Here is a 24,812-nt window from a genome sequence, read left to right as displayed (position 1 = left end):
TTGTATGAATATTACATATATATGAAATATATGTTTATATTTGAAAGAAATCTACTTATTTTGCAAATACATGGTTTCCGATAACTGCCGTTACTTGCTGCGTTGCAACCCATTGGCTTTCAGCGATTTTCGGATTATAGAAAAACAGCGCATCGTTTTCATGCGGGTTTGATAATGCTTCGCTTACCGCTCGTTTTGATTCTTCTGATGCAGGTTGATTAATTGCTCCGTTTGCTACTGGTGAAAATTGATACACGCCGTTTCCTAGCTGCTGATAAATAACGTCGTGAATGCTATTTGGGAATTCCGGTGAAGCTACACGGTTTAATACCACAATTGCTACCGCTACTTTTCCTTGGTACGGCTCACCTTTTGCTTCTGCCTCTACTAATCTAGCTAGTAAATCTTGATCTTGTGCAGAAGCCGATGTAGACGGAGCAGTTTGTGCCGGCGCCGGTGCTTCTCCTTGAAGTTTTAATGTTTGTCCGATGGTAATGATATCACTTTGTAAACCGTTAACAGCTTTTAACTGATCCACAGTCATGCCGTTTTGTGTTGCAATATGATATAACGTTTCGCCTTGTGCTACTGTATGTACAGATGTTGCCGGACTAGCGGCAGATTGTGCTTGTCCCTGGTCAGGAATCGTTAATGTTTCTCCAACGTAAATCATGTCGTTTTGGCGGTTATTAGCGCCTTTCAGCTCATCTACCGTAACCCCATTTTGTTGGCCAAGCCCCCACAAGGTATCTCCTTTTACGACTTTGTGCGAAGCTGCTGCTGATGCTGTTCCTTGACTTGCTAGAAATGCTACAGACGCTGCAGAAGCAACTGCCCATTTTTTTACACGTTTTTTACTCACAAAAACTACCTCCTAAAATTTGAACCTGTTATTACCTTAGCACATAGATTCGCCTTTTCATTAAAAAAAACAGTAACATTTGTTCTAATTGGATTAAGTTTCTTACAGTGCCATTCATTATGTTACAACTTTTACATGACCCTTAAAGAATATGTAGAAATATGACGATTTCATTGCGAAACGCGCTTTTTATCTGTTTACTTACATTCCTCTTTCTGTAAAAAACTTGATTTAATTATGATTAATCGCAGAGATTAAAAGGAAAACAGCAGTCAAATAGAGAAATAGTGTAACTATTGAGGAATGATTCAGCGCTTCTTTGTCAATTTACGTTTGTTTATTAATAAAGGAGGTCCATTTGGATGTGTGCAAATAAAATGTATGTAACGTATAATACGGAAAAACCGGCTATTACGATTCAAGGAGCTTTTTATCATACGGGAGGAACGCAGGAAGAGTTTTTGCGGGAATTCAAGTACTGGCTTGAATCTCACGGCTGGTCATTTATGGGCGTAACAAATGAAACGACCATGACAACGGCGAACAAAGAGTTAAAAGAAACGATGGAACAGCATAAAATAGAAGGCAAAAAAGTTCAAAGACTAGAAGATTTATAACGATTGCTTCTATGACCCTTCACACATGTCCAAACGCCAATATGTAAAAAAGCCTTTAGATGAGCTAAAGGCTTTTTTACATTAACGAGAAAGGGCGACCACCTTCTGATTTTCTACTCTCTCTTCAACAGGCTTTCTCATTTCTTTTTCCGTCCATACGCCAATGCGTTTTTGTCTTTTCCCAAGAGGCTGTTTTTCACATGCATAGCAAATTTCTGAAATATCATCAAAATGAGCTAACGACATCTTTATCCCTCCTTTTCTAAATATACACAGGCAAGTTAGTATGTTTCTTCCCTTATTTTCCAAAGCTAAACTGCTTCATCTTATATTTAAACAATTTATAAACAAACGGAATAAATAATTTCTACTTCATTATCATTTAGATTGTTTTATTTAGATATATACGGGTAAACAAAAACTACCCCACCTCACACCCTGAAGTTTGAAACTGTCACGTAAAAAAGCTGCTTTCTATACATTGCATGTATAGAAAGCAGCTTTTTTATGTAGCTAGAAAAAACGCATTGATGCATCAGCTATAACAACAGGCAACCCGCCCTTTATTTTCTAGCAGTTCATTTTTTGTAGCGGTGAATAGTATGCATGGATTCATTAAAATCTTTCATTAGACGATAAGGCTTGCTCACTAACCTTATCGGAATTCCAGTTAAAAATCTATTTATATCTTTTTTATATTCTTTTGATACTCGGTTAGGTTTAGTAGAGACACGCTTGTAGACCTCTTTATAGAACTCTTTCAAAACATCAACTTTAAATACCATTGTACGCCTACATTCTTGACACTCTACGCGTACAATTTTGCCGTTAATATAGTAAACGTGGTGAGGAAGCTCTTCTTTGCAACTGTTACAATATAAACCGGCTTCCATTTGCGTATCTTTCACACTTCCTCCCTCCCCTGATTTACATTATTTATATAGTTCATTTCTACGACTGAACAAGTACTTTTATTTCATTACCTGATAGAACGGCTTCGAATCCTTGACGCCAATAATCTAGAGGCACAATTTTAGTGATCATTTTCTCTGTATTAATTTTCTTCTCTTCAAGAAGTTTCAAAGCAATATGCCAAGAACTTGGTTTCTGAGAACGCGTGCCGATATATGTAATTTCTCTTTGAATGATAGATTCTTGATCTAAAAGGTTTAATTTTTCGGAGAAAATCCCTACTTGTACAAACGTTCCTTTTTTCTTAACCAGAGGCAAGCCTTGGTTTAACGCCTGAACAGCACCTGAACACTCAAATAATTTGTCAACACCGTATCCGTCTGTATAGGTCAGCACCATTTCTTCTAAGCTTTCTTTTTGGATATCTACCGCTACGTCAACTCCTAAGGACTTAGCTAGCTCCAATCGCTTCTGATCTTTTGTAATACCTGCTAATATAACAAACGCGCCTTGTGCTTTTACAACTTGTGCTTGCAGTAAACCAATGGGTCCTGGACCAAAAATTAATACTTTATCTTCTTTTTTAACAACTGTCTTTTCTAAAGCTGCATGGACGCAGCAAGCTAGAGGCTCAGTTAAAGCAGCTGCTTTTAAGTCGACTGTATCCGGCAGCACATGGACACTTTCTTCACGTGAAATAACATATTCAGCAAAGCTGCCGTTTATTTGTGTACCTATTCCTTTTCGATGAGCGCACAGATTATAGTCTTTTTCTAAGCAGTACTCACACTCTCCGCACGTCACAAATGTTGTTTCACTCGTTACTTTATCGCCAACTTTTACTTTTGTTACATCTTCTCCTACCTCAACGACTATACCGGAAAACTCATGCCCGAGCACAACCGGCGTCTGGGAATTTTTATATTGACCTGTAAACGTGTGGATATCCGTACCGCATATTCCGGTATACGCTACTTTAATCTTCACTTGGTTTTTCTGAACTTCTGATTCAGGGATTGTTTTTAACAGCATATTATCGTAGCCTGGCTCTACCTTCATGACTGCCTTCATTTTTTTCACTCCTTATTTGGAATTATTAATACTTTTCCATAAGCTTCTTCTCGATTAATAATCATATTAAATGCTTTTTGCGTGTCTTCTAACTTGAAGCGATGAGAAATTAACTCTTTTAATCTAATCTTTCCATTTAAAACAAAGTCAACGCTTGTTTCCCATTCTTTCCCAGGGAACGGTGCAGAATAAGAGTTCCAGAAACCTTGTAACGTAAGCTCTTTTCTAAAAATACTCTCAAATGCTGCTTCAGATAAACACACATCTGAATAAGCAATACCTAAATATCCAACTTTCCCTTTTTTACGAGTAACGAGCAGGCACTGCTCTTGAGTGACAGGGGAACCTGCGCATTCGAGTGCAAGATCCACCCCTCTCCCTTTTGTGTATTCATTAATTTTTTCAAAGACATTTTCATAACGGGCATGAATCACTTTTTCGCAACCCATGGCCCTTGCTTCTGCAAGCTTTTCACTAGAAATATCGATGGCAATGATTTCTTTTACACCTGCAATTTTCAGCCATTGAATCGCCAGCATACCAATGACTCCTGCTCCAAAGACCGCTGCGGTGTCTCCTATTTGCGGATGAATATTAAGTACTCCATGAAGCGCTACTGCTAAAGGTTCTATCATCGCTGCTTCTTCAAAGTCCATCTCTCCTACTTGTATAACATTAGAAGCTGGAATATTGACATACTGAGCAAATCCACCAAATGCTTGAGCACCAATCATTCCGTAGTTTTCGCATAACGAATACTGTCCTTTTTGGCAATATTCACATGCGTTGCACGGTTTAAACGGAATAGCAGCTACTCTGTCCCCAACGTTCAAATCTGTTACTTTTGCCCCTTTTTCAACGATATATCCAGCAAACTCATGACCCATAATGGCAGGCAACGGATACTTCCATCTGCTTGTCATTTTGTGTGTATCTGATCCGCATATTCCTGCTGCCATTACTTTTATTTTGACTTCATTCGCTCGGCAGGAATCAATGCCAATATCTTGATAAATAATTTCATTTTTTTCATGCAGCACGGCCGCTTTCATTGCCTTACCTCCTGTTTATGCCTATTTTAAAAAATAGAAGCCCACAGCTGAGAGAACTTAAGAATAAGCCAGTTAAATAAGTTTCCTCCCATGTCTAAACTTGAAATTCGTGTTGCACCTTCCGGCATCGAAAACTGAGCTCCTGATAACATTTGCGTATGCACATCTGCGAAATTCGTTGCCATGTAAAGTGATAGCGCTACCATAACGGTGCCCGAAATAAGAGAGTGTATAATATTTCCTCTTAATGAGCCCACAACAAAAGCTACATAGAAAGGAATGGTAGCCAAATCCCCAAACGGCAATACTTTATTCCCAGGCAGAATGACAGCTAAAAGTAATGTAATGGGGACAAGTAATAGTGCTGTAGCCATAACGGATGGATGTCCTACTGCAAGAGCGGCGTCTAATCCAATATATATTTCACGATCACCATATCGTTTTTGAAGAAAAGAACGAGCTGCTTCAGAAATTGGAATAAGTCCTTCCATTAAGATTTTAACCATTCTAGGCATCAAAAGCATAACCGCTCCCATTGAAATACCTACCTGAAAAACTTTACCGAGGTCATAGCCTGCTAATATACCGATTACACATCCTAAGATTAACCCCATCATCATTGGTTCACCGAAAATACCAAAACGTTTTTGAATAGATTCGGGATCTGCATTCAACCTTTTAATCCCTGGAATCCTTGATACACCCATACCTACCAAAATACCAATTGGTCCAAACGCAGCTGTAGAGCCCGTAGGAAGAGAAATTCCTTCTAACCCGTAAAATTTTTGAACCATTGGCGCCGTCTTATCTGCTACAAATAAAACAGCAATTTCATACAGAACGGTACACAATATTGCAAACCACCAGCTTCCTGTGACGACGTATCCTGTTGCACCAGCAGCGATAAAGTGCCAGTAGTTCCAAATATCAATATCAAGCGTCTTAGTCAGTTTTAATAAAAGCAAAATAATATTTACAAACAAGCAAACAGGAATTAGTATAGCTGCAACGGGAGATGCCCAAGATATTGCAGCGGCAGAAGGCCATCCTGTATCAATAACAGTTAGGTTTAGACCAAATCGTTCAACCATTGCTTGTGCTGCTGGTCCTAAGTTTTTTACAAGTAAATCAATAACTAAGTTGATCCCGACAAAACCGATTCCTATTGTAATTCCGGATTTAAACGCTTTTTTTGCACCTGTTTTAAATAACAGGCCTAAGATAAAAATGGCAATTGGTAAAATAACTGTAGGTCCTAGATTTAATACTGCCTGCACACCTGATAGAAGTTTATCCATATCCATCCCTCATTTTTCTTTGTCATTTTCTAAAATGGAGGCAACACGTGATACCTATGCTTGTAAATGCGTCAGAATTTTTTGATCCAGTGCTTCCATACCAATTCCCGTGATATAGGAGGTTGCGCTTAATGCTGGAATGCTGTACGTTGTAGGTAAAATCGTTGTCGATACAATTAAATCTGCTCCTTCTTGACGAGAGGCTACCTCAGCGATCTTACACTGCACAACTTCCGCGTTAATCCCGTTGTCTTTTAATAGATTTTCTACTCGTTCACACACCACTGTTGATGTTGCAATTCCTGCTCCGCAAGCTACTAATACCGTATATTTTTTCATTCTACTCATCTCCCGATTTATTATTTTTAATTTTCTGACTAATCAATTTGCAACTGGTTTATTTAAGGCATCTATTATTTTTTGGTCCAGTGCTTCCATGCCAATCCCTGTGATATAGGAGGTTGCGCTTAATGCCGGAATGCTATATGTTGTAGGTAAAATCGTTGTCGATACAATTAAATCTGCTCCTTCTTGGCGAGAAGCTACTTCGGCAATTTTACACTGCACAACTTCTGCGTTAATGCTGTTGTCTTTTAATAAATTTTCTACTCGTTCACACACCACTGTTGATGTTGCAATTCCCGCTCCGCACGCTACTAATACCATATACTTTTTCATTTTACTTCTCCCCTTTTGTAATAATATTTTCAACTCCGTTAAAAATAGCTTGAACGTCCCTTTGATTTTCAGCCTGTAATAATTGCTCTATTTTTTGCTGATCTTGAATTGTTTGCATCAGCTCCTGAAGTACTGTTAACTGGGTGTGAGGCTGGTTTAAACCTAATAGAAGCACAATGCGCACATCCACTTTTTTTGTATTGTCATCCATTAAATAAAACGATACAGGTTTTTGTAAGGTAACCAAACTAATAAATTGTTCAAAAACGTGCTCTGGATCTGTATGAGGGATTGCTACGCTGTAATCGCCTATTTTAAGACCTGTCGGAAAAGATGCTTCTCTTTCTTTAATTTTTGTCAGAAAATTTTCACTGACATACCCTTTGCCAAATGCCTCTTTGTACACCATTTCAAAGATATCGGTTTGATCTTTACATACACTATTTAACTTCAGTAACTCTTCTTTTAAAAAAGGCTGTAATGTCACGATTGTATCCTCCTTGCTATACATTCTGTACCATGATTAGATAGAGTGCGTTTTAATTATTTCATAGATTTTGTATTTTTCATTTAACCGTTTCATCTCATTTATTACCCCGTTCATTTCCGCTAATTTCATCAGCTGCAGCATAGCGTTTAAATGTTTCTTTTTATCAATAGCTGCGATAACAACAATAAAATGAACTTTTTGCTCTCCGCATAATAAGCCTTCTTTTAACTTAAGTAAGCTCATGCCTACTGCTTGAACACCGTCCTCAGGGCTTGCGTGAGGTATTGCAACATTAAGTCTTAGTACAATATGTGGAGACATAGACGGATATTGTTCCTGCATTTTATCAATATAAGCTTCAGTAATAATACCTTTATGTAAAAGCGGGGCAGCGGCTATTGAAATAGCTTCCTTCCAGCTTTCCACTTGATCGCGCAGCACAATTGTTTCAGGTGTAATTAAATCTGCTAAACTGTATTCTTGATTTTTACTTGTTTCGTTTAATACTTGGAGAGAAAAATAATCTTGCAGTGCTTTTTGAAGTTGAGACTTCTGATCAACTTTTGCGTATTTTTCAATGACACTTATTAACTGTTCAATGTTCACCACGGATGTATTTAAACCGAATATGGTTTGAATGACTCGCTGCCGAAGCTGGAGCTTTTGAAAATCGGAAATAAATTGTTCCACAATAAATAAATGTTTAGAAGTCTGGACAGGAACAGGAGAAAATACCATATCAAATTCAGCTTTTGATTGATCAAATTCTCGAATCGAAAGAGCTTCGTAGAAATAAAACTCTGGAAATAAATCGCGCAGCGTGTGCTCCATCAAATGTGAAATGGATACCCCGTTAGGACAAACAACCACCGCTCTCTTTTTCAGCTGTATCGTTTCGCCACTGTTAATTAAATGTCCGCCAATAAAAACGGTAATGAACATCACTTCGCTTTCAGGAATAGGGCAGCCAATATAAGTTTCAAAAGGCTTTAATGAATCTTTTACAATGTAGTGAATGGCTTCAAACTCTTCACTAACTTTTTCAATTATTGAATAGTTAGTAGTTAGCTGATATTTAATGCGGTAGTAAGCTGGTTTCATATGCAGCACTAATTTTTGAAGCAGCTTCTCTTTTTCTTTAAAAGTAATACATGCTTTTTTCTCAAATAACGCAAGGCTTTTTTTTAATGAAGATTTTAATTCAAGAGTTTCTTCATCTCTTAAAAATTGGGAGGATAGAACGTTAGAAGTAAGCAATTGTAATGTAATAAATAAACGTTCTTCCTTTGGGATACAAGCAGCATCTTCAATTAAAATTTCGGCAGCCTCAAACTCTTTTGTATCCGACAGTTCTTCATAGTCGATATGATAAGAATCTTTAATTAAGTTTCCTTTTTTAATTCGTTTTAACAAAATAGCTATTGTATATGGAAGAAGTTTTATTTTTTGATCGATAAATTGAAGTGCTAAACGCTTTTCTACTTTTTCCATTTGCTCTTTTAATCTCTTAATTTCTTCTCTTGAAATTCCTGTATATGCCTGAATATACGTCTCGCCTTGATACATGTCATATACGGTCCGGAGTACTTCAATAAGCAGCTTCCTTTTATTCCACTCACTTCCTACTATGTCGTATCCGTGCATTCGCGAATAAATAATTTCAAGATGATAACCATTTACAATTCTCTGTGTATATTTCATATCTCTTAATACCGTATTCTTACTCACTGATAGCGAGCTGGAGAAATGAAGTAAAGATAATTCTTCCTCGCTGCTTAATAGCATTAGCAAAACCAATTGAGCTCTTTCTTTTTCAGACGGAATATAACTTCCAGCAGAGTGTTCGACTTTTTCAGTAAACAGTTCCATTAGAAGAGGATCAATAATAAATTTCCCCCCGTTCGTTCGCTGAATTTTTGGGTAGTTATTACTCTTTAACCAGTCATTAATTTTTGTAAAACTGTAGCTAATCTGCCTCCGTGAAAGATGATATTTTCTCTCTAATTCTGAATTGGAAATACCTGGATTGTTAACCACTCGTTTTAAAATTAAATTGCTCCTTTCATCTAGATGCATCAATTGCTCCCCCCTTGCTTAAATTTATTCTATCACTGATCTTCACCAAAATGTTTACGCTTTCATTACCACTTCTGGTCGAATTGTTGTGCAACTTGATGGTTAACTCTTCCTTACCATTGTAGACATTTCTCTAGTACTCAGAAAGAAAAAGAAAAACTGTTTTTGACTACGAATTTTGTGTCAAAGGGAATAAAAAAACCCGACTGTTTAGTCAGGTTTTTTGTAGATATCGATTTTTATTGGCGCTCTCCTATTCCAAATACTTCTGCTACGTGATTTTGTAATTTATGCTTGTAGTGATCAATGTTTGGATGTTTAACTACATCGTGAATAGAGTATGTTGGAAGTGGACTCATACCGACGTACTGATTCATTTTATGCAAATGCATAATGGCTTCGTCTAAACTTTTTCCTTCATAGAAAGCTTCGTCATTGTTAAAAATCGCTCCCGGCGCATTCCATGTAAGAGAAAACATGTATTGTTTCCTCGTTAATAAGCCGCCTCGCCCGTATTGATTGGAACCTTTAAAGAAAATGTTATCCATATACACGCGATCAATATATTGCTTAAACTTTCCGGGAATGCTGAACCATTAAATAGGCGTCTGCATAATCACAACATCAGCCCATAGCCACTTTTCAATTTCTTCTTCTAATTCGTAGCCTTTATCAACTACCGTTGTTTTAATGTCAAATTGATCAGCGAGTAAATGCTGCATTTCATTAAAAATCGTCTGATTCAACTCTCCTTTTGACTTTTTATAATACTCGTGTCCATTAATGATTAATACGTTTTTCATGCTGACCTGCTCCTTTCCAAAATCCTTACTTCTTTATCTTCATATATCTGTGTACCCATAAAAACTGCTTATCTATCAGTACTACCTCTTACTTTGAAGTAACAAAAGGTCTAATTTACTGATTCCTTAGAAGATGTTTAACTTGTATAAAGCAAATCGTTTTTTTTAAAATCAGTTCTTTTAACCCAACAAAAAAAGCTGGCGAATTAAATTTCGCCAGCCTTTTTCCCTTTTTTTATTTCGGTTCGCCCACTTCATTTAACGGATAGTAGCGAAACTGCACTTTTCCGATCACTGATTTTTGTGGAATGAAGCCAAATGCTCGTCCATCATGACTTACAGGACGGTTGTCACCCATTACAAACAGTGAATTTTTCGGCACTTTCACTTTGCCATCAGTTGCGGGCAGCGTTTGAAGCGTAAAATCTTCCGTGAATTTTTCATTAGGTGCAAGAGATTTTTTAGATTCTTTTAAATACGGCTCTTTATAAGCTTTTCCGTTAATATACAGAACGTCGTTTTTCATTTCTACCGTATCTCCTGGCAGTCCAATTACACGTTTAATATAATTTTCATCTGCATCCGGTGCATGAAATACAATCATATCAAAGCGATCAACATCACTGATTTTATTTAAAATAACGCGATTTGAATCTTCAAACGTTGGATACATCGATTCACCGTGAACCGTAGTTGGCGCAAATAAAAAATGGCGAACTCCCACTACAATAACCAATGCAATAACAATGGACTTAATCCATGAAAACACTTCTTTTTTTACGTTATTTTTGCTCATTTCAAAACATCCCTTACGTCAAAATATACTTTCATCATAGCATCAAATAGAGGGAAAGTATAATAATAACCGAATAATCTTATTTATTACTCCCCGTTTATCACTGTGCCTTGATGGAAAAACAAGCGCCACTTTTCTTCTCTTTTTCGCCAAATAGAACTGCGAAGCGTCTTTTTTTCTGCCGTATGGTTCATAAGATGATAGGTAGTTAATACGCAGTCAGGAGACAATACGTCTACATGAAAATGAGAGATCTCAAATACATCTGGCGAAAGTACATGATTGTGATTGTAATCTTTTCGTTTCCATACCCTTCCTGAACTGCCAAACTCCACGTAACCATCTGCAAGAATGTTTGAAAGCTCTTTAGCAGAGGTTCGTATCTCTGATTTTAAGTGGCTGCATTCCAACTCATAAAATGTTCGGGTGATATTCGCTTTTTCCACGTTCACAGTCTCCTCTCATTCTTTCTTACATTTATTATAAAGGAATACTGCCGTTTTGCCTTAAACAAATAATACTCCTATCTCAAATAGACAGGAGTATTGTTTGTTTAGCTAACGCTATAGCCTCTCTTCTTACCCGCAATCCAATCGCTAATCATTTTCACGACAATTCCCATGACGAATACGGTAAGAAATGAATAAAACATCGACCAGTTCAGCAATTGGTACAAATACAGCGCTTTGAATATCGGAATGCCTATAAAAGCAATAACGGCAGACGTAATAATATGTGCGATAAAGAAAAATTTCCATTTGCTGAAAAATTGGTAGACGAGTGCGATACTTACCGGAATAATAGCAAAGTCAACCGTATTGAAGCGATCGGTAAATGGAAGCATCTGGTGAGGATAGCACCACAGATTAAAAAATTTACCGAATTCATCTACCAAGCCGACTATATCAAAGCTGATAAAAAAAACGAGAAGCATAAAAAAGAGATGCTGTCTATCAATAAAAAAGTAAAAAAGCAGCAGGAAAAGTGCATTTATCACTACTATGAGCCACCACTGAAAACTAAAAAGATCTTGATGAACCCAATAAGAAAATTCTTTTTCGTTTAAGACTTGTTGCATCATTTTAATCATTTCAAACATAGAAATCCCTCCTATCTTAGAAAGTCTTTCCATGAGGGTTTCACTTCAAACTAAAATAAAACATCGCACACAGTGCTTTTGCACCTCCTCCTTCTTCAAAAGCAGATTGTACCTACTTAGAGATTTCTATCTGTCTAGTAAAAATTTTTGTAAGAGCGCTCTTTTCATCTCAGAACCTATTGACTATTATTTTCATTTCATACAAAATTAACAATTGTGCATGGTTTACATGTTAATACGAGCAAAAAGATACTGTTTTGCAACATTAAAGGAGGAACAACATGAACATCGGTACGATTAAAAGAGAAGCTAAAGCTTCTTTAAAGAATCGCTGGGGACTTGCGATTCTACTGACGGTGGTGACGTACGGAGTATATACGCTTCTGCCTATTCCATTTGAAATTGTGGCAAGCGGAGGCTATGACAATTGGATGAAAGATGAATCTGATTCCGCTTCATGGATTTCAACTGCCTTTGCTATTGTCTTCTCGCCTCTTCTGATGGCGAACTACTGGGCATTTTTAGGTCTAGCACGAGGTGAATCTGTTCAATTGGGGCACTTGTTTAAAACATTCCAAGACTTTGGCCTTTATGTAAAGTCATTAGGAATTTATGTACTTATGACTCTTTATGTGATGCTGTGGTCGCTGCTTTTACTGATTCCTGGAATTATTAAAGCACTGGCATATTCACAAACGTACTATATTTGTAAAGACAATCCTACTTACTCGATGAATCAAGCGATTACAGAAAGCCGCAGGTTGATGAATGGTTATAAAGGACAGTACTTCCTGCTGCTGCTAAGCTTTCTTGGCTGGTTTTTATTAAGTATTATTACAGTAGGAATCGGCTTTTTATGGTCTATTCCATACCTTTCTGCTTCACTTGCTCGTTTTTATGAAAATTTGTTAAACGAACGTTCATCGCATGCTGAATAATAAAAAAATCCTCTTCATCGTGAAGAGGATTTTTTTATAAGAACACGGTTTGCATAAGTGAAGCTCTTATGTCATAAAGCTTACTAAGAGTATAGAAGAAAGGCAGGGGCTTATATGTATACTACAAGTGAGATATGTCAGCAGTTTGGGCAGATTTTAAACGCTAAAAGCAAAGTTAGTCCAACAGGATGCTCAGTGTCGCTTAAAAGAAGCTTTCAGGCTTCTGTTCAAGGGCGGAAAAGCAGCTCTGTCGTTCCTGTTGGCGTATCATTTGAGGCGATAGACGCGCAGGGAAACGCGTTAAACTTGGCTGAGATTGCTATTTTACAAGAAGAAATCCCTCGTTTTACAGAAGCTGCTGCGCGGCAAGGTCTTATCGTAAGCGCTTTGCATAACCATTGGCTTTTTACAGAACCGGTCCTTATGTATCTTCATATTCAATCTGTAGAGCCTCCTTTACATTTTGCGAAAAAAATGGCTTTTTGTTTTACAACGCTCAAGAGTCTTCCCATTCCGGCAAAGGAATAATTTATTAAACACGTCTCTTGGGTACATTAGAGAGGTGAGAGATGTTTTTTACACCTATAGATTACTAATATAGCTAAAGGAAACGTCCTTACCTTTTAAGTCATTAACAAAAGGGAGCTATGTATTGTTGAGAAGCTGCATAAAAACAAAAGCCCAGCACTTTCCTACAAGTGTTGGGCTTTTGTTTTACCTATTTTTCCGTATATCTTTTTCAATTTTCCGCAATGCTTTTTTTGATCCTCGCTGCAGATCATGCTGCTCTTTTCGATCTTTATAGCTAATAAATAATGAATCGAGGTCATAGCCTTCGGGATATAATTCAGCAGCTTTGATTTCAAGAGCTACTCGTTTAACGTTTACTTCAATTAACTCATTTTGATAGAGTACGACTATATTGTTTGTGTTATCTTTAGACTTATACACAATCGCATGATTTTCATAATCTAACAGCTTGACTCGATCTCCCATTTGGTATTCAACACGGTCTTTTTTCTTTTCCTTCAAAATAGTTGGTTTTTTTATTTTATTTTCTCTGACAACTTCTGTATCATACGATTTGCTTTCCATATAGAACTTTGCTTTTTGTAAAATCTCTTCTTCTACCTTCATCTTCTTTGAAATCCAAAGCGCATTGCTTTCTCCAGATGTGCCAATTAACAGCTGATACAGCGGTTCTAATGTTTTACTGTTGAACTGCATCGCGGCATTCATAAAGTCAGGATGAATTTCTGAGAAACGCTTAATTTCTCCGTAATGCGTAGTCGCGACCGTTATGCAGCCCATATGATAAAACTTCTCTAAAATTGCAATCGCAAGTGCAGCTCCTTCATTCGGTTCGGTGCCGCTGCCAATTTCATCAAATAGGAGCAGCGTATTGTTCGTTGCTTTTTGCAAAATAGCCGATATATTTTTCATGTGTGAGGAAAAGGTGCTCAGCGCATTTTCAATACTTTGGTTGTCGCCGATATCGACAAAAATATGCTCAAACAATGCAATTTCTGTTCCTTCATCAGCTGTAATATGAAATCCTAACATTGTAGCGAGTGTCAGTAGCCCAATCGTTTTTAAGACAACAGTTTTTCCTCCTGCGTTAGGTCCCGTAATAATTAAGCTTCGATAATTCTTGCCAATTTCGAAGTGAAGCGGAACAATTTTACCAGTTAACAGCGGGTGATATGCGCCTTTTAAATGAATATATCCATAATCATTAATTTTAGGTTCAATTCCATCTGCCTGTTTACTGTATTTTGCTTTGGCAAACACCATGTCGTATTGGCTAATTAGCTCTAAATTAATATGAATATCAGCTAGCTTCTCTAACACTAAACCTGTTAAAGACGCTAAAATTTGATATTCTTCTACCTCTTCTTCTGCTTTCAAAATCGCTAGTTCCGCATTCAGCTTTGTAATAGACGCCGGCTCTATGAACACTGTTGACCCTTTAGAAGATGTTTCAACAATCGTTCCTCCAACATGATTTTTATAGGATGCCTTGATCGGAATCGTATAGCGGTCTCCTTTTTTACTGATGAAGAAGTCTTGAATATACTCTTTGTTTTTACCGTTTCGTAAAAATTTTGCAAGCTGTTCTGAAATCTTAGCTTCCGTTCCTTCTATATGTCTTCTGATACGCTTGAGCTCTTTGCTTGCCGCAGCGTCTACTTTTCCAGCTTTAATCGCAAAATTAATTTCCTCTTCTATACTTGTCAGTTCTTTCATCGAATGGGCATAGGAACTTAAGAGCGAAGCAAAAAATTCTTTATCCACCATATATTGTTTTACTTTTCTACAGCCTTTTAAAAAATCGGATACGCGCATTAGCTCTTCGGGCTCTAAAATCATGCCTTTTTCAAGCTTTTCGATGACTCTTCCTATACCTGAGACACCTGACAGGGGAAGTGATTTCTCAGCATCTAGAAGTCTTCGTGCTTCCGTTGTTTCTTTAAGTCGGTTTTTTACTGTTTTAAGAGATGTGCTCGGCTGAAGTTTATCCATTAATTGTTTTCCCAGCTCACTTACGCAGTGAGCTTTTACGATTTCTTTTAATTGATGATACTGCAATTTTTCAAATGTCATCGTATTCATGGTTTTTCTCCTCACTATGATTTGTCATCACATATGAAGATACCTATTTATTAGAAGGCAATGAAAAAGGTAAACAAAAAAAGCTGTGGTGATCCCACAGCTTTTTGCGTTCATAAGGTGTCTAAACACATATCACGAAAGAAAGCTCTGTAAAAACAGACGCCTTTTTCGCGACAAATGCCGAACCCTTTATAAAGCATTGTAGGTATCTTCATAGGCAGTGAAATAAATCCATAAGCAAATAAAAGGTACCTTTACTCTCAAAAAAATACCCGTCTTGCTTATTTAATTTATTTCATTCAATTGTTCCTATTTAGATACTACTCCGCTCATAAAAGCACCTCATCTATATTTTAGTTTTCATTGGCTTCTAATTTACACTCTTATCATACTATATGAAAAAGCGTGCGTAAAGGAGACAGTAAAAAAGCTCAAGAGCATAACTTGAGCTTTCATGAAAAAAGAAAAAAACGAAGCAGCGCCATCATTCCAACTCCGCTAATAACGGTGAGAGATAAACTTTTTGTTTTCAGCGCAATCAGTAAGGTCGGAATGACTACGATGATGACGGGCCAGTTAATTTTCACACTGTCATTTGTTTGAATGATAAAGTTCTGTACAACAAGTGCTGTTAAAATACAAATAGGAATATAGGACAGCCATTTTAATACGGGTTCTGGCAGCGCGATGTTACGCACAACTAAAAACGGAACAATACGAGGAACTACGGTAACAAGGGCACACCCTAAAATAATGATAAGTGTTGAATAGTGGATACTCATTTATCCGTCACCACCCCAATCGTCGCTACAATAATCGTTGAAATTAAGACAGCTACATGTGAAGGTACCAAAAAAGACAGCACAATCATAATAATCGCCATATAAAGAATTAAACGTAAATAATGATTAAGTTTTGAAGGTAACACGCTTTCGATTTGTAAAACAAGCAGAGCTAAAAACATAGCCGTTAAGGCAAAATCAAATCCAAAGGCTTCCGGGTCAGATAGCAAATGCCCAAAAATGGCTCCCATCGTACAGGCGATAATCCAGCTGACGTAAGCCGTTATATTTAATCCGTTCATCCAGCGGTCATTAATTGGCTCCCCTTTTGCAATTTTATTTGAAGACACTCCAAATGATTCATCCGTCAGAAGTGCTCCAATTCCGACGTTTTTTAATAACGAATATTTTGTAAATTTAGGCGCAACCGTAGCACTCAAAAGAAAATGTCGTAAGTTAACGATGAATGTTGTGAGAATAATAGCTGAAATTGAACTGTTTGCAACCATCAGTGCACAAATAATAAACTGAGCAGCCCCGGCATACACGAGCGCTGATAATAAAGTAACTTCCATAACGGAAAGATGCGAGGACACGCCGACAATCCCGGCGGCAAGCCCTATGCTTATGTAACCGAGTAGCGTAGGGACACAGTCCTTGGCCCCTTGTCTGAACGTTAGATCCACTTTTTCTCTCTGCTGTACTGCTTTTTCTGCGATCACCGTACTCCCTCCTTTTCTGCTATATTATACATCTATACGTTATATTAAACAACGGTATGTTATACTATCTTTATAATCATTAAAGGAGTACAACAATGGACGCGATTCAAGATATTATTGCTAAAAATCTTGTTAAACTACGAAAAAATCGAAATTTGACGCTTGATCAAGTTTCTGAATTAACAGGTGTGAGCAAAGCAATGCTTGCACAAATTGAAAAAGGTAAATCCAGTCCGACAGTTACTACGCTTTGGAAGATTGCGAACGGCCTTCAAGTCTCTTTTTCTGTATTTATAAAAGAAGACACTCCGGATGTGCAGAAAGTAAGCATAAAACAGCTAGATCCCATCACGGACAACAAAGGTGATTACTTAGTATATTCTTTTTTTCCTTATCACCCGGAAAAAAAGTTTGAAATTTACATTGTCACATTAAAGCCCGGATGCGTGCATGAAGCAAAAACTCACTTAGGAGATGAATACTTACTTATTAAAGAAGGAGAATTAACGGTTCGTTTTGAAAGTGAAGAACATGAATTAGTCTCAGGAGACGCTCTGCATTTTTCAGGAAATACCTCTCACAGCTATATCAATTCATCTGTAGAAGAAGCAAGCTTTTTTTTACTTATGCACTATCCCGAATCATGAAAAAAGAGCGTACGGATCATCCGTACGCTCTTTTTTTATTAAGCTGCGTGGGCTTGTTCTTTTTTCATTTTTTTGTTTTTCATGTATCCAATACTTACAACTGCAATCGTTAAGATAACTTGAACAGCAAGATGTAAAGCTGTACTTGGAACAAATCCACCAATAATTTTATCTTCAACAATCATTTTTCCAGCAGACCATGCGAGCATCGCCGCTCCAGCGTAAATGATAATCGGAAATTTTTCCATTGCTTTCATAATAAAGCTGCTTCCCCAAATAATAATCGGAATTGAAATTAATACACCAATCATAATTGGAACAAATTCATGAGCTACACCAGCTAGAGCTAATACGTTATCTAATGACATGACCGCATCTGCGATAATAATCGTTTTAACCGCACTCCATACCGTTGCTCCACCTTGAGGGTTATCGCCGTGTTCGTGATTATCGGCTAATAATTTATACGCGATCCAGACTAGCATCAAGCCGCCGACCGCTCCGATTAATGGAATTTTTAATAATGGGACAATAATAGCCGCAAATAATAATCGAAGACCAATCGCGCCGCCTGTTCCAATTAAAATCGCTCTTTTTTGTAAGTCTTTTGGTACGTTACGAGCCGCCATTGCAATCACAATCGCGTTATCTCCGCTTAAAATTAAATCAAGAAAAATAATTTGCAGCAAACCTTGCACTGATACGCCAATTAGTTCCTCCATAGTTACCTCCACCTTCTCTTTTTATGTAACGTTTCTCCTCTAAATGTCCGAGCCTTTTCCTCCTTTTTTATAATTGAATACAAAAAAGACCCTTACCAAATAAGCGGTAAAGGTCTTGCTAACAACATAATGTCGCCAACAAAGCCGAGAGATAATCTCTGTAATGACGACTTTGCTGTTAAAGCTACTCCCCTTTAGGAGATACGTTCAATTATTTGTTTGTATTTACACCATTCATACTATAGCATCTCCTACATTCTGTCAATCATTTTTTATGTAAAACGATTGTCAACGCTTTCTCTTTCAATCAATTCATAGTTTGAAAGTGTAAGCTTTTCAACTTCTTCGCCGTTAACTAGCTTGATAATTCGCTGTGCTCCCATTTGACCCGCTTCTTTATAGTAATATTTTACGGTTGTTAAGCTCGGATGAATCACACCTGTAATTTCATAGCCTCCAAAGCCCGTAATGGATACATCTTCAGGAACGCGCAGTCCGTTTAAATAAGCTGCCTTTAACGTACCAAGCGCAATGTTATCGGTCGCACATACAATCATGGACGGGTTAAATTCTTTCATCACTGCCGTAGCTGCTCCGATTGCATCGCTCATGTTAAAGCTTGTTTCATAACAGCGGATCTCGCAATCGCTGTCTTTAAGACCTTGCTTTACCCCTTCTTTTCTCTTTACACCTACAGCTATGTCTTTTTCAGTTACGCCTAAAAAAGCAATTTTTTTATGCCCTTTTTCCCCTATGTACCTTCCAATGTCGCATGCAGCCTCGTAATCTTGGTGAATTAAACTGTGAACTTCTTTATGCTCTTGTCCAATTAGCAAAACGGGAATTGAAATCGTACGGAACGCTTCCAAATGAGCTTTTGTAATCTGAACGGCAAGCAAAATAATACCGGCTACCTTCTGCTTAGCCAGCGTATAAATATTTTCAATTTCTCTTTCTAAATCTTGATTAGAATTGGAAACAATCATTTGGTAGTGGTGGTCTCTAAGTTCTTGGTCAATACCATCTAATGTGCGGGAAGTCGCAAAAGAACCCATGCGAGGAACAATGACACCGATGATATTTGTTTTTTTTGCTTTTAAGCTTTGAGCAAAAGCATTTGGGCTATAGTTTGTTTCTTTAATAATTCCTTCAATTTTTCGTTTCGTCGCATCGCTCACAGATCCTCCGTTAAGGTAGCGGGATACAGTGCTTTTTGCTACTCCTGCAAGCCGAGCGATATCTGCAATAGTTGTCATTCTCTCATCTCCGTATTTTGTTGCTGCTTCTTTCACAGTATACACGAATATCGCGTGTATATTAAGTAACTGCTTTACTTTTTGATTCATAAGCGGTATGATAACCTAAACATGGATAATCATTATCCACATTGTACACATATGGCAGGAGATGATGTTTTTGCATATGAAAACAGGCGTTGAGCAATCGGTGTATGCCATTTTGCTGCTTACGTTTTTACCTGAAAAAGCTGTGCTGCCAGGAGATGTTATCAGCACTCAGCTTGGGGGTTCGCCTACGTATTTTCAAAAGCTTCTTCGCAAGCTGGTTAGCGCTGATTTACTTGCTTCCGTTCCTGGTAGCAAAGGTGGATTTCGCTTAAAGAAAACACCGGAAGAAATTCGTATTTATGACGTATACGTAGCCATTGAAGGCAAGCAGTCTCTTTATTCATCAAGCGGTATTTTTCACGATATGCTTAATTTAAAAGACAAAGATATTTGCTTATTATCCGATTTAATGGAAGAAGCCGAATCTTCGTGGCAGTCCATTTTAAAACGGCAAACCATTGCCACGCTTACAAATGAAATTCATAAAAAATGTCCAAAAGAAAACCTGGATAAGCTAAAAGCAACTGTAGAAGAAAAAATGGTGCTGTAGCACCCAAAGGAGATTATCATGGAAAACTTAAATAGATATTTTGATTTATTCGATCAATCACGTACAAGCGAACAAGCATTTGAAGAATTGGTGAGCCTTTTTTCAGACGATATCGTATTTGTCTTAAACGGCCACGAAAAGCAAGGCATTGAAAACTGGAAGCTGTTTGTGAAAATGGTTTTTAAAGAAAATGCTGATATTAAGCATATGTTCGAAGGCTGGAAAGCAGTTGAAGGTACGGACATGTTTGAAACGCCTTGGGCAGTATGCGGAAAACGTGCATCTGGCAGCGTATTTACTCAAACAGGAAAAGATATTGCTAAGCTAGATAAAAACGGGAAGATCAGTTATTTAGAAAACGTACCTGATGACACAAACATGTTTGATACGTATAAAAATTAATATGGAGAAAAGAAGGGCTATATAGGCCCTTCTTTTTTTACGGTGCAAACCCTTCTTGAGAAAGATAAATCATCGAAGAAGGATAAAATTTTTCAAAATAACGAATGGCTTTGATATGAATGTCTTTGTCATACCAGTCTAGGAAACCGTGCTGATCAAATAGTTCTGGCATCCCTAGCCTTTTAGACGTTTTGCCTAAGGAACCGTCTCCTAAGTACAAGGTATCAATGCAAATTCGGTCCATCATTCCTTTTATTTTCTCAGGAAATTCAGGCGTGAAAGGAAGCATTGGAGCAATGGCTACTTGCGTTGAAATTCCGCTTTCTTTTACTTCTTTCAACGCATTCATACGAAGTTTCATCCCCGGAGCATAAGGAGAAAAAATTTGTTTTACATCTTCTCGGTCCGTTTCAACAGTCATCGATACGCGAAGATCACACACTTTTTGAAGTTCTAAAAGCAAATCAATATCTCTCGTCACAAGGGGAGACCTGGTTTGAACCAATAAAAAATCAGGTGGATGATTGATCATCGTTTCTAAAAGGGCGCGCGTGATGCCTGCTTTACGCTCAGCCGGCTGATAGGGGTCTGTCGCTGAAGACATAAAAATGCGCATCGGCTGCTCTTTTTTTCGCAGTTTTTGTATTTCTTTTTGATAGACTTCAGCTGCGTTGACTTTCAGCTCTAACCACGTCCCCCACTCCATTTCTTTAAAACGCTGAATTGGCAGTTCTCGCACGTAGCAAAATTTGCAGGAGAATGTACATCCAGCATACGGATTTAAACTATGAGTATAACCGGATGCCAAAAAGCCGGTCGCTTTTGTTAAAATACTTTTCGAAACCACGTCTTTTTGGTTCATCTTTCTCACCTCTTTGTCCAATAAGTATATCAAGTTCACAAATGAAAAAACTACTTTCCACATGGAAAGTAGCCCTCTATGTTTTCAACTCATCAACTTTGATTTTCTTTTTTTTCACTTGTCGTTTCAAGTAAAGAGGTTAAATATGAATTTAACTCAAATTGGTCCTTTTCAATAAAATCAGATAATACCGGCTGCTCTTCTTTTCTCATCTTTCTCCACTCCCTTTGTTTTTTATGTATGTGTTTTCATTCATCAATGGATAAAAGTAATGTACTTAACTCTACCCGTATTAAAACAAAAATAATCATGGTATTTTATACTATTTTTTAATTTATGCACGTTTTATTTGTATATTTTTTACAATGTAACGTAAATTAATAGCAAGATTAGTAAACGTATAAACTTGATTAACAGCTCACTTCATAGAAGGAGGAATGACAAACATGAATCATGAACAAAAATCTACGCTGTCTCCTGTTTCACAAGAGCAGCAAAGCCCCGATACTCAACTAACGGAAAAAGAAGAGCGTATGCCGGAGTATACGCATACTTCGCTTAATCCAGACTCATAGAACAAAAAGAGAAATGCCTCGGCATTTCTCTTTTTGTTCTATACTTTTCTTCATTAATCATGACGTTGAGACAAATAAAGGTAAAGATAATGAACATGGCGAATGAGTACCATTATCTATTAATGACAAAGGAGAACGAGCATGAAGAAAAAAGTGATGGGAGCAGTTTATGCTCTTTTAACGCTGTTCATTTTAAGTGCCTGCAGTACCGAAGACGTTGTGACAAATAATTCAGATCCAAAAGTTTCTGTTTCTACTACAGTTAAACCGCTGACGAAAAAAGAATTTAGTGAAGTTGGAACATCAGGGTTAACAGGCCCTTCTAAAAAAGATTTTCACAAAGTACATATGACTCTTACTTTACGCGGTACGAACTACCTGTCGGATATTCAAGTTAAGCTACCTAACTATAAAGAAGCTTTTAATAACATGAAAGACGATCAGCAAACAAGATATTGGTTTGGCAGCGGTGCAGATGAAGAGCAAGAAAACAAAAACATCTATACAAGGGAATTTGTCCTTTATACGAAAGGCTTAACCGATAAGCAAATCAAAGATATTTTAGCAGCAGCTAAGGTAAAGACGTCCTGGGTGGTAAAGGATACAAAAGCGAAGGATCAATCCGAATTTGCAGCTGGTAAAAACATAAAATTTGAAGCAAAATGAGACATGCACCAATTAGCAAAAGCCCTCTTTATGAAAAGAGGGCTTTCTCTTATTATATGAAGAAGAATTACCTTGTCACCTGCAGCTAACGGTTTGGATTTGAGGCCAGACTCTCAAAGCGCAGCATATCTTCTAAGCTATCTACCCGTTATAAACGCTAGCGCATGTTCCAGGCTTTGGCTCATAGTAGCAATGATTTTTGTATTGACCAGAAGCGGGTTGACCGTACCATGTTGGAGGGCATGGAGCGGATGGATTAAAGTACCACAGTGCATATTTCCCCGGGTGTTCTCTCCAATAATCCAAATTCTTTTTGGCTAACCTTTTTTCAACACCTCTTGCTCGTTGATAAAATACATTTCCTTTTTGAACAGCCTCGAACGAATAGTTGCCTCCCTGCACCTGATAAATAACTTGCGGAACGGATCTTAAATTCTTGAAATCTAAACAGTTTGCTTTAAGGCGATTTACAATGACATTTCCAACATACAGCATGCCTTGTTTTCCTTCGCCTTCAGCTTCTGCTCTCATCATCCTTGCCATTAAAGCAACGTCTGAATCTCGATAATTTACTCTTGGCATTTTTTCACCCCAAAAATATACTATGAAAAAAAGCCGGTCTTGATGTCATTGTCCCTAAAATAACAGTAATTGAATGCTCCGCAAAAGGCTTATCCTCTTTTGTAATACAGCTGAGCAATTTGTCCGTACTGCTTCATATTAGTGAGCTTGAAGTTCATTTCTGGAATTCCTGGCTTAAACAATGGAATACCATCTCCAAGCAAAACGGGAATAACCGATATAATAAATTCATCCACCCTCTTTGCTTTTAAGAAATCAGCGAGAATATCAGCACCTCCCACCAGCCATATTTTTTTCGTATCTTGATTGAGGTTGTGGAGAAATGACGCCACGCTTTCGTTTATAAACTCCACATACTGATCTTTTCCTTGAGCTGAGCGGCTAAACACGTAGCACTTTTTATCGAGATACGGAAACTCGGGTGTGAGCTTCAGCACGTGATCGTACGTAGCCTTTCCCATAACGACCGCATCACACGTTTGATAAAACGCTTCGTAGCCGTTGTCTCCCTCTCCTTCTACACTTTCTAGCCAGTCAATTTCTCCGTTTTCTCTTGCGATATACCCGTCTAAGCTTGCGGCAATATATACGACGATTTTTTTCTTCATTCCCTTTTCTCCTTTCAACTTTACTGTTTCTGTATGATATCATCTTAATACGACACTTTTTGTCATATTAAAAGAAAAAAGGTGAAAATAAATGGCTAAGTCTAGACGGCTTGTTGATATGCTTATGTTTATTAATACAAAAAGAACGTTTACGGCAAAAGAACTAGCGGAGGAATTTGGCCTTTCTGTACGGACCGTTCAGCGCTATTTGCTGGACTTAAGTGAATTAGGACTGCCTCTTTACAGTGAAAAAGGACGGAGCGGTGGTTACAGAGTGTTAAAAAACCGTATTCTCCCTCCTATCTTGTTTACGGAAGAAGAAGCTATTTCGATCTTTTTTGCTTATCAAGCTCTGCAGTATTATCATGACCTTCCGTTTGATGCAGAAATTCATGCGGCTCTTCAAAAATTTTATGTGTACCTGTCTGAAGAAACGAAGAAAAAAGTAGATAAAATAAGTGCTCATATTGCGTTTTGGAATCCTAAAAGAAACTTAGACACTCCTTATTTAAAAGAGCTGCTAGAAGCAAGCCTTACAGGAAAATATATTAAATTTCTTTATGATTCAAAGACGGGTCAAACAAGAAAAGAAGTCAAACCCCTTGGCATTTATGCTCATAACGGCTTGTGGTACTGCCCTGCTTATTCCTGCGATAAGCAAAAAGTATTATTGTTTCGAGCAGATCGTATTCACTCGTTAAAAGTTTTAGAAAAAGACGAAAAGATGTCTCTTACGTTAAAAGAATGGCTTGAGACAGAACCGGTAAACTCACAGCCGATTTCGTTAAAAGTAACCTTGACGCACGAAGGCGTTCGTCAGTGTAAAGGCGTTCCGTGGCTTGAAAATCATGTGAAGGTAGCGGAAGACGGGGGCGGCTATATCGATACGATAACTGATGGAAATGAATTAAACTACATGGCTTCTTTTTTCTATAACTTAGGTGCTCATGCTTTAATTGAAGAACCTCAGGAGCTAATTGAAAAAATTTGCTGTCACGCAGAAGAAACGCTAAGGCGCTATAAATGAGGTGGGTTTAGTCATG

At 37.6% G+C, this 24,812-nt stretch carries 30 protein-coding genes and 1 pseudogene; 9 read left to right on the top strand and 22 right to left on the bottom strand.

Annotated features, from left to right (window positions below):
- Positions 1 to 55: 55 nt before the first annotated feature.
- Positions 56 to 862: a cell wall hydrolase gene (locus SCI76_RS24375; RefSeq protein WP_048018930.1), complete on the bottom strand. Its 807-nt coding sequence runs from the start codon at positions 860 to 862 to the stop codon at positions 56 to 58.
- A gap of 362 nt (positions 863 to 1,224) precedes the next feature.
- Between SCI76_RS24375 and SCI76_RS24370 the strand changes: the two genes are divergently transcribed.
- Entirely contained in the window at positions 1,225 to 1,479 is a 255-nt protein-coding gene (locus tag SCI76_RS24370) for a hypothetical protein (RefSeq protein WP_013057893.1), read from the top strand.
- A gap of 81 nt (positions 1,480 to 1,560) precedes the next feature.
- On the opposite strand, the gene SCI76_RS24365 is transcribed toward SCI76_RS24370, so the two are convergent.
- The 13 genes and pseudogenes from SCI76_RS24365 to SCI76_RS24305 form a co-directional block, all read right to left on the bottom strand.
- On the bottom strand, positions 1,561 to 1,725 hold the full coding sequence (locus tag SCI76_RS24365) for a hypothetical protein (protein WP_013057894.1): 165 nt from the start codon (positions 1,723 to 1,725) through the stop codon (positions 1,561 to 1,563).
- A 332-nt stretch (positions 1,726 to 2,057) separates the two neighbouring features.
- Positions 2,058 to 2,387, bottom strand: a complete 330-nt coding sequence (locus tag SCI76_RS24360) for a hypothetical protein (protein ID WP_057244395.1) — start codon at positions 2,385 to 2,387, stop codon at positions 2,058 to 2,060.
- A 43-nt stretch (positions 2,388 to 2,430) separates the two neighbouring features.
- The gene (locus SCI76_RS24355; RefSeq protein WP_063247353.1) at positions 2,431 to 3,462 is read right to left on the bottom strand and encodes a zinc-binding dehydrogenase; all 1,032 of its coding nucleotides are present in this window, start codon (positions 3,460 to 3,462) and stop codon (positions 2,431 to 2,433) included.
- Between the two features lie 5 nt (positions 3,463 to 3,467).
- Complete coding sequence (locus SCI76_RS24350; RefSeq protein ID WP_063247354.1) at positions 3,468 to 4,514, bottom strand: galactitol-1-phosphate 5-dehydrogenase; 1,047 nt, start codon at positions 4,512 to 4,514, stop codon at positions 3,468 to 3,470.
- A gap of 26 nt (positions 4,515 to 4,540) precedes the next feature.
- Positions 4,541 to 5,812: a PTS galactitol transporter subunit IIC gene (locus tag SCI76_RS24345; protein WP_063247355.1), complete on the bottom strand. Its 1,272-nt coding sequence runs from the start codon at positions 5,810 to 5,812 to the stop codon at positions 4,541 to 4,543.
- A 54-nt stretch (positions 5,813 to 5,866) separates the two neighbouring features.
- Positions 5,867 to 6,151 (bottom strand): PTS sugar transporter subunit IIB, encoded by a 285-nt coding sequence (locus SCI76_RS24340; RefSeq protein WP_013057899.1) that lies wholly within the window; start codon positions 6,149 to 6,151, stop codon positions 5,867 to 5,869.
- 42 nt (positions 6,152 to 6,193) lie between these two features.
- Positions 6,194 to 6,490 (bottom strand): PTS sugar transporter subunit IIB, encoded by a 297-nt coding sequence (locus SCI76_RS24335; RefSeq protein ID WP_063247356.1) that lies wholly within the window; start codon positions 6,488 to 6,490, stop codon positions 6,194 to 6,196.
- 1 nt (position 6,491) lies between these two features.
- Positions 6,492 to 6,977, bottom strand: a complete 486-nt coding sequence (locus SCI76_RS24330; protein WP_063247357.1) for a PTS sugar transporter subunit IIA — start codon at positions 6,975 to 6,977, stop codon at positions 6,492 to 6,494.
- A gap of 36 nt (positions 6,978 to 7,013) precedes the next feature.
- Positions 7,014 to 9,056 (bottom strand): BglG family transcription antiterminator, encoded by a 2,043-nt coding sequence (locus SCI76_RS24325; RefSeq protein WP_063247358.1) that lies wholly within the window; start codon positions 9,054 to 9,056, stop codon positions 7,014 to 7,016.
- A gap of 239 nt (positions 9,057 to 9,295) precedes the next feature.
- Positions 9,296 to 9,859, bottom strand: a pseudogene (locus tag SCI76_RS24320) (NAD(P)H-dependent oxidoreductase).
- Between the two features lie 235 nt (positions 9,860 to 10,094).
- Complete coding sequence (gene lepB / locus SCI76_RS24315) at positions 10,095 to 10,655, bottom strand: signal peptidase I (RefSeq protein ID WP_025751067.1); 561 nt, start codon at positions 10,653 to 10,655, stop codon at positions 10,095 to 10,097.
- A gap of 86 nt (positions 10,656 to 10,741) precedes the next feature.
- Complete coding sequence (locus tag SCI76_RS24310; protein ID WP_063247360.1) at positions 10,742 to 11,101, bottom strand: DUF4440 domain-containing protein; 360 nt, start codon at positions 11,099 to 11,101, stop codon at positions 10,742 to 10,744.
- Positions 11,102 to 11,208: 107 nt separating this feature from the next.
- A complete protein-coding gene (locus tag SCI76_RS24305; protein WP_063247361.1) occupies positions 11,209 to 11,754 on the bottom strand; it encodes a CBO0543 family protein in 546 nt (181 codons plus the stop codon).
- A 281-nt stretch (positions 11,755 to 12,035) separates the two neighbouring features.
- Between SCI76_RS24305 and SCI76_RS24300 the strand changes: the two genes are divergently transcribed.
- Together SCI76_RS24300 and SCI76_RS24295 are read left to right on the top strand one after the other, a co-directional pair.
- Positions 12,036 to 12,692 carry a DUF975 family protein gene (locus SCI76_RS24300; protein WP_063247362.1) on the top strand — a complete coding sequence of 219 codons (657 nt, stop codon included), beginning with the start codon at positions 12,036 to 12,038 and terminating at the stop codon, positions 12,690 to 12,692.
- 114 nt (positions 12,693 to 12,806) lie between these two features.
- Positions 12,807 to 13,220 carry a DUF1259 domain-containing protein gene (locus SCI76_RS24295; RefSeq protein WP_063247363.1) on the top strand — a complete coding sequence of 138 codons (414 nt, stop codon included), beginning with the start codon at positions 12,807 to 12,809 and terminating at the stop codon, positions 13,218 to 13,220.
- Between the two features lie 186 nt (positions 13,221 to 13,406).
- Here the strand turns inward: SCI76_RS24295 and SCI76_RS24290 are convergent, their stop codons facing one another.
- From SCI76_RS24290 to SCI76_RS24280, 3 genes are all read right to left on the bottom strand, one after another.
- Positions 13,407 to 15,305: an endonuclease MutS2 gene (locus tag SCI76_RS24290; protein ID WP_407544599.1), complete on the bottom strand. Its 1,899-nt coding sequence runs from the start codon at positions 15,303 to 15,305 to the stop codon at positions 13,407 to 13,409.
- Between the two features lie 452 nt (positions 15,306 to 15,757).
- Positions 15,758 to 16,087, bottom strand: coding sequence for an AzlD domain-containing protein (locus SCI76_RS24285; RefSeq protein ID WP_048018926.1), 330 nt, complete (start codon positions 16,085 to 16,087; stop codon positions 15,758 to 15,760).
- Complete coding sequence (locus SCI76_RS24280; RefSeq protein ID WP_033580524.1) at positions 16,084 to 16,809, bottom strand: AzlC family ABC transporter permease; 726 nt, start codon at positions 16,807 to 16,809, stop codon at positions 16,084 to 16,086. Before SCI76_RS24280 ends, SCI76_RS24285 begins: the two co-directional genes overlap by 4 nt.
- Positions 16,810 to 16,904: 95 nt before the next feature.
- Between SCI76_RS24280 and SCI76_RS24275 the strand changes: the two genes are divergently transcribed.
- The gene (locus SCI76_RS24275) at positions 16,905 to 17,456 is read left to right on the top strand and encodes a helix-turn-helix domain-containing protein (RefSeq protein WP_048018925.1); all 552 of its coding nucleotides are present in this window, start codon (positions 16,905 to 16,907) and stop codon (positions 17,454 to 17,456) included.
- Between the two features lie 38 nt (positions 17,457 to 17,494).
- Here SCI76_RS24275 and SCI76_RS24270 read toward each other — a convergent pair whose 3' ends face one another.
- Together SCI76_RS24270 and SCI76_RS24265 are read right to left on the bottom strand one after the other, a co-directional pair.
- Complete coding sequence (locus SCI76_RS24270) at positions 17,495 to 18,178, bottom strand: TerC family protein (protein WP_028414478.1); 684 nt, start codon at positions 18,176 to 18,178, stop codon at positions 17,495 to 17,497.
- A 272-nt stretch (positions 18,179 to 18,450) separates the two neighbouring features.
- Positions 18,451 to 19,434: a LacI family DNA-binding transcriptional regulator gene (locus tag SCI76_RS24265; protein WP_028414479.1), complete on the bottom strand. Its 984-nt coding sequence runs from the start codon at positions 19,432 to 19,434 to the stop codon at positions 18,451 to 18,453.
- A 160-nt stretch (positions 19,435 to 19,594) separates the two neighbouring features.
- On the opposite strand from SCI76_RS24265, the gene SCI76_RS24260 reads away from it, so the two are divergent.
- A complete protein-coding gene (locus tag SCI76_RS24260) occupies positions 19,595 to 20,074 on the top strand; it encodes an Rrf2 family transcriptional regulator (protein ID WP_045294225.1) in 480 nt (159 codons plus the stop codon).
- A gap of 18 nt (positions 20,075 to 20,092) precedes the next feature.
- On the top strand, positions 20,093 to 20,476 hold the full coding sequence (locus SCI76_RS24255) for a nuclear transport factor 2 family protein (protein WP_028414480.1): 384 nt from the start codon (positions 20,093 to 20,095) through the stop codon (positions 20,474 to 20,476).
- Between the two features lie 37 nt (positions 20,477 to 20,513).
- Here SCI76_RS24255 and SCI76_RS24250 read toward each other — a convergent pair whose 3' ends face one another.
- Positions 20,514 to 21,338 (bottom strand): radical SAM protein, encoded by an 825-nt coding sequence (locus SCI76_RS24250; RefSeq protein WP_063247365.1) that lies wholly within the window; start codon positions 21,336 to 21,338, stop codon positions 20,514 to 20,516.
- A 446-nt stretch (positions 21,339 to 21,784) separates the two neighbouring features.
- Here SCI76_RS24250 and SCI76_RS24245 point away from each other — a divergent pair, with 446 nt between their 5' ends.
- Together SCI76_RS24245 and SCI76_RS24240 are read left to right on the top strand one after the other, a co-directional pair.
- Positions 21,785 to 21,913 carry a hypothetical protein gene (locus SCI76_RS24245; protein WP_255219776.1) on the top strand — a complete coding sequence of 43 codons (129 nt, stop codon included), beginning with the start codon at positions 21,785 to 21,787 and terminating at the stop codon, positions 21,911 to 21,913.
- Between the two features lie 141 nt (positions 21,914 to 22,054).
- On the top strand, positions 22,055 to 22,579 hold the full coding sequence (locus SCI76_RS24240) for a hypothetical protein (RefSeq protein WP_033580515.1): 525 nt from the start codon (positions 22,055 to 22,057) through the stop codon (positions 22,577 to 22,579).
- Positions 22,580 to 22,720: 141 nt separating this feature from the next.
- Here the strand turns inward: SCI76_RS24240 and SCI76_RS24235 are convergent, their stop codons facing one another.
- Together SCI76_RS24235 and SCI76_RS24230 are read right to left on the bottom strand one after the other, a co-directional pair.
- On the bottom strand, positions 22,721 to 23,161 hold the full coding sequence (locus tag SCI76_RS24235; RefSeq protein WP_013083968.1) for a cell wall hydrolase: 441 nt from the start codon (positions 23,159 to 23,161) through the stop codon (positions 22,721 to 22,723).
- A gap of 89 nt (positions 23,162 to 23,250) precedes the next feature.
- On the bottom strand, positions 23,251 to 23,769 hold the full coding sequence (locus tag SCI76_RS24230) for a dihydrofolate reductase family protein (RefSeq protein WP_063247366.1): 519 nt from the start codon (positions 23,767 to 23,769) through the stop codon (positions 23,251 to 23,253).
- A 91-nt stretch (positions 23,770 to 23,860) separates the two neighbouring features.
- Here SCI76_RS24230 and SCI76_RS24225 point away from each other — a divergent pair, with 91 nt between their 5' ends.
- Positions 23,861 to 24,796: a YafY family protein gene (locus SCI76_RS24225; protein ID WP_063247367.1), complete on the top strand. Its 936-nt coding sequence runs from the start codon at positions 23,861 to 23,863 to the stop codon at positions 24,794 to 24,796.
- Positions 24,797 to 24,812: the final 16 nt, after the last annotated feature.

Origin of the sequence: Priestia sp. HNGD-A6, assembly GCF_045784335.1 — a bacterium.
GTDB lineage: Bacteria > Bacillota > Bacilli > Bacillales > Bacillaceae_H > Priestia > Priestia zanthoxyli.
This window is presented reverse-complemented; position numbering and strand designations above follow the sequence as displayed.

Excerpts from the sequence above, each read along its gene's own strand:
- SCI76_RS24370 (WP_013057893.1), top strand. The coding sequence starts at position 1,225 with ATGTGTGCAAATAAAATGTATGTAACGTATAATACGGAAAAACCGGCT.
- SCI76_RS24365 (WP_013057894.1), bottom strand. The coding sequence starts at position 1,725 with ATGTCGTTAGCTCATTTTGATGATATTTCAGAAATTTGCTATGCATGT.
- SCI76_RS24355 (WP_063247353.1), bottom strand. The coding sequence starts at position 3,462 with ATGAAGGCAGTCATGAAGGTAGAGCCAGGCTACGATAATATGCTGTTA.
- SCI76_RS24350 (WP_063247354.1), bottom strand. The coding sequence starts at position 4,514 with ATGAAAGCGGCCGTGCTGCATGAAAAAAATGAAATTATTTATCAAGAT.
- SCI76_RS24345 (WP_063247355.1), bottom strand. The coding sequence starts at position 5,812 with ATGGATAAACTTCTATCAGGTGTGCAGGCAGTATTAAATCTAGGACCT.
- SCI76_RS24340 (WP_013057899.1), bottom strand. The coding sequence starts at position 6,151 with ATGAAAAAATATACGGTATTAGTAGCTTGCGGAGCAGGAATTGCAACA.
- SCI76_RS24335 (WP_063247356.1), bottom strand. The coding sequence starts at position 6,490 with ATGAAAAAGTATATGGTATTAGTAGCGTGCGGAGCGGGAATTGCAACA.
- SCI76_RS24325 (WP_063247358.1), bottom strand. The coding sequence starts at position 9,056 with ATGCATCTAGATGAAAGGAGCAATTTAATTTTAAAACGAGTGGTTAAC.
- lepB (WP_025751067.1), bottom strand. The coding sequence starts at position 10,655 with ATGAGCAAAAATAACGTAAAAAAAGAAGTGTTTTCATGGATTAAGTCC.
- SCI76_RS24305 (WP_063247361.1), bottom strand. The coding sequence starts at position 11,754 with ATGTTTGAAATGATTAAAATGATGCAACAAGTCTTAAACGAAAAAGAA.
- SCI76_RS24300 (WP_063247362.1), top strand. The coding sequence starts at position 12,036 with ATGAACATCGGTACGATTAAAAGAGAAGCTAAAGCTTCTTTAAAGAAT.
- SCI76_RS24295 (WP_063247363.1), top strand. The coding sequence starts at position 12,807 with ATGTATACTACAAGTGAGATATGTCAGCAGTTTGGGCAGATTTTAAAC.
- SCI76_RS24290 (WP_407544599.1), bottom strand. The coding sequence starts at position 15,305 with ATGAATACGATGACATTTGAAAAATTGCAGTATCATCAATTAAAAGAA.
- SCI76_RS24285 (WP_048018926.1), bottom strand. The coding sequence starts at position 16,087 with ATGAGTATCCACTATTCAACACTTATCATTATTTTAGGGTGTGCCCTT.
- SCI76_RS24275 (WP_048018925.1), top strand. The coding sequence starts at position 16,905 with ATGGACGCGATTCAAGATATTATTGCTAAAAATCTTGTTAAACTACGA.
- SCI76_RS24270 (WP_028414478.1), bottom strand. The coding sequence starts at position 18,178 with ATGGAGGAACTAATTGGCGTATCAGTGCAAGGTTTGCTGCAAATTATT.
- SCI76_RS24265 (WP_028414479.1), bottom strand. The coding sequence starts at position 19,434 with ATGACAACTATTGCAGATATCGCTCGGCTTGCAGGAGTAGCAAAAAGC.
- SCI76_RS24255 (WP_028414480.1), top strand. The coding sequence starts at position 20,093 with ATGGAAAACTTAAATAGATATTTTGATTTATTCGATCAATCACGTACA.
- SCI76_RS24250 (WP_063247365.1), bottom strand. The coding sequence starts at position 21,338 with ATGAACCAAAAAGACGTGGTTTCGAAAAGTATTTTAACAAAAGCGACC.
- SCI76_RS24245 (WP_255219776.1), top strand. The coding sequence starts at position 21,785 with ATGAATCATGAACAAAAATCTACGCTGTCTCCTGTTTCACAAGAGCAG.
- SCI76_RS24240 (WP_033580515.1), top strand. The coding sequence starts at position 22,055 with ATGAAGAAAAAAGTGATGGGAGCAGTTTATGCTCTTTTAACGCTGTTC.
- SCI76_RS24235 (WP_013083968.1), bottom strand. The coding sequence starts at position 23,161 with ATGCCAAGAGTAAATTATCGAGATTCAGACGTTGCTTTAATGGCAAGG.
- SCI76_RS24230 (WP_063247366.1), bottom strand. The coding sequence starts at position 23,769 with ATGAAGAAAAAAATCGTCGTATATATTGCCGCAAGCTTAGACGGGTAT.
- SCI76_RS24225 (WP_063247367.1), top strand. The coding sequence starts at position 23,861 with ATGGCTAAGTCTAGACGGCTTGTTGATATGCTTATGTTTATTAATACA.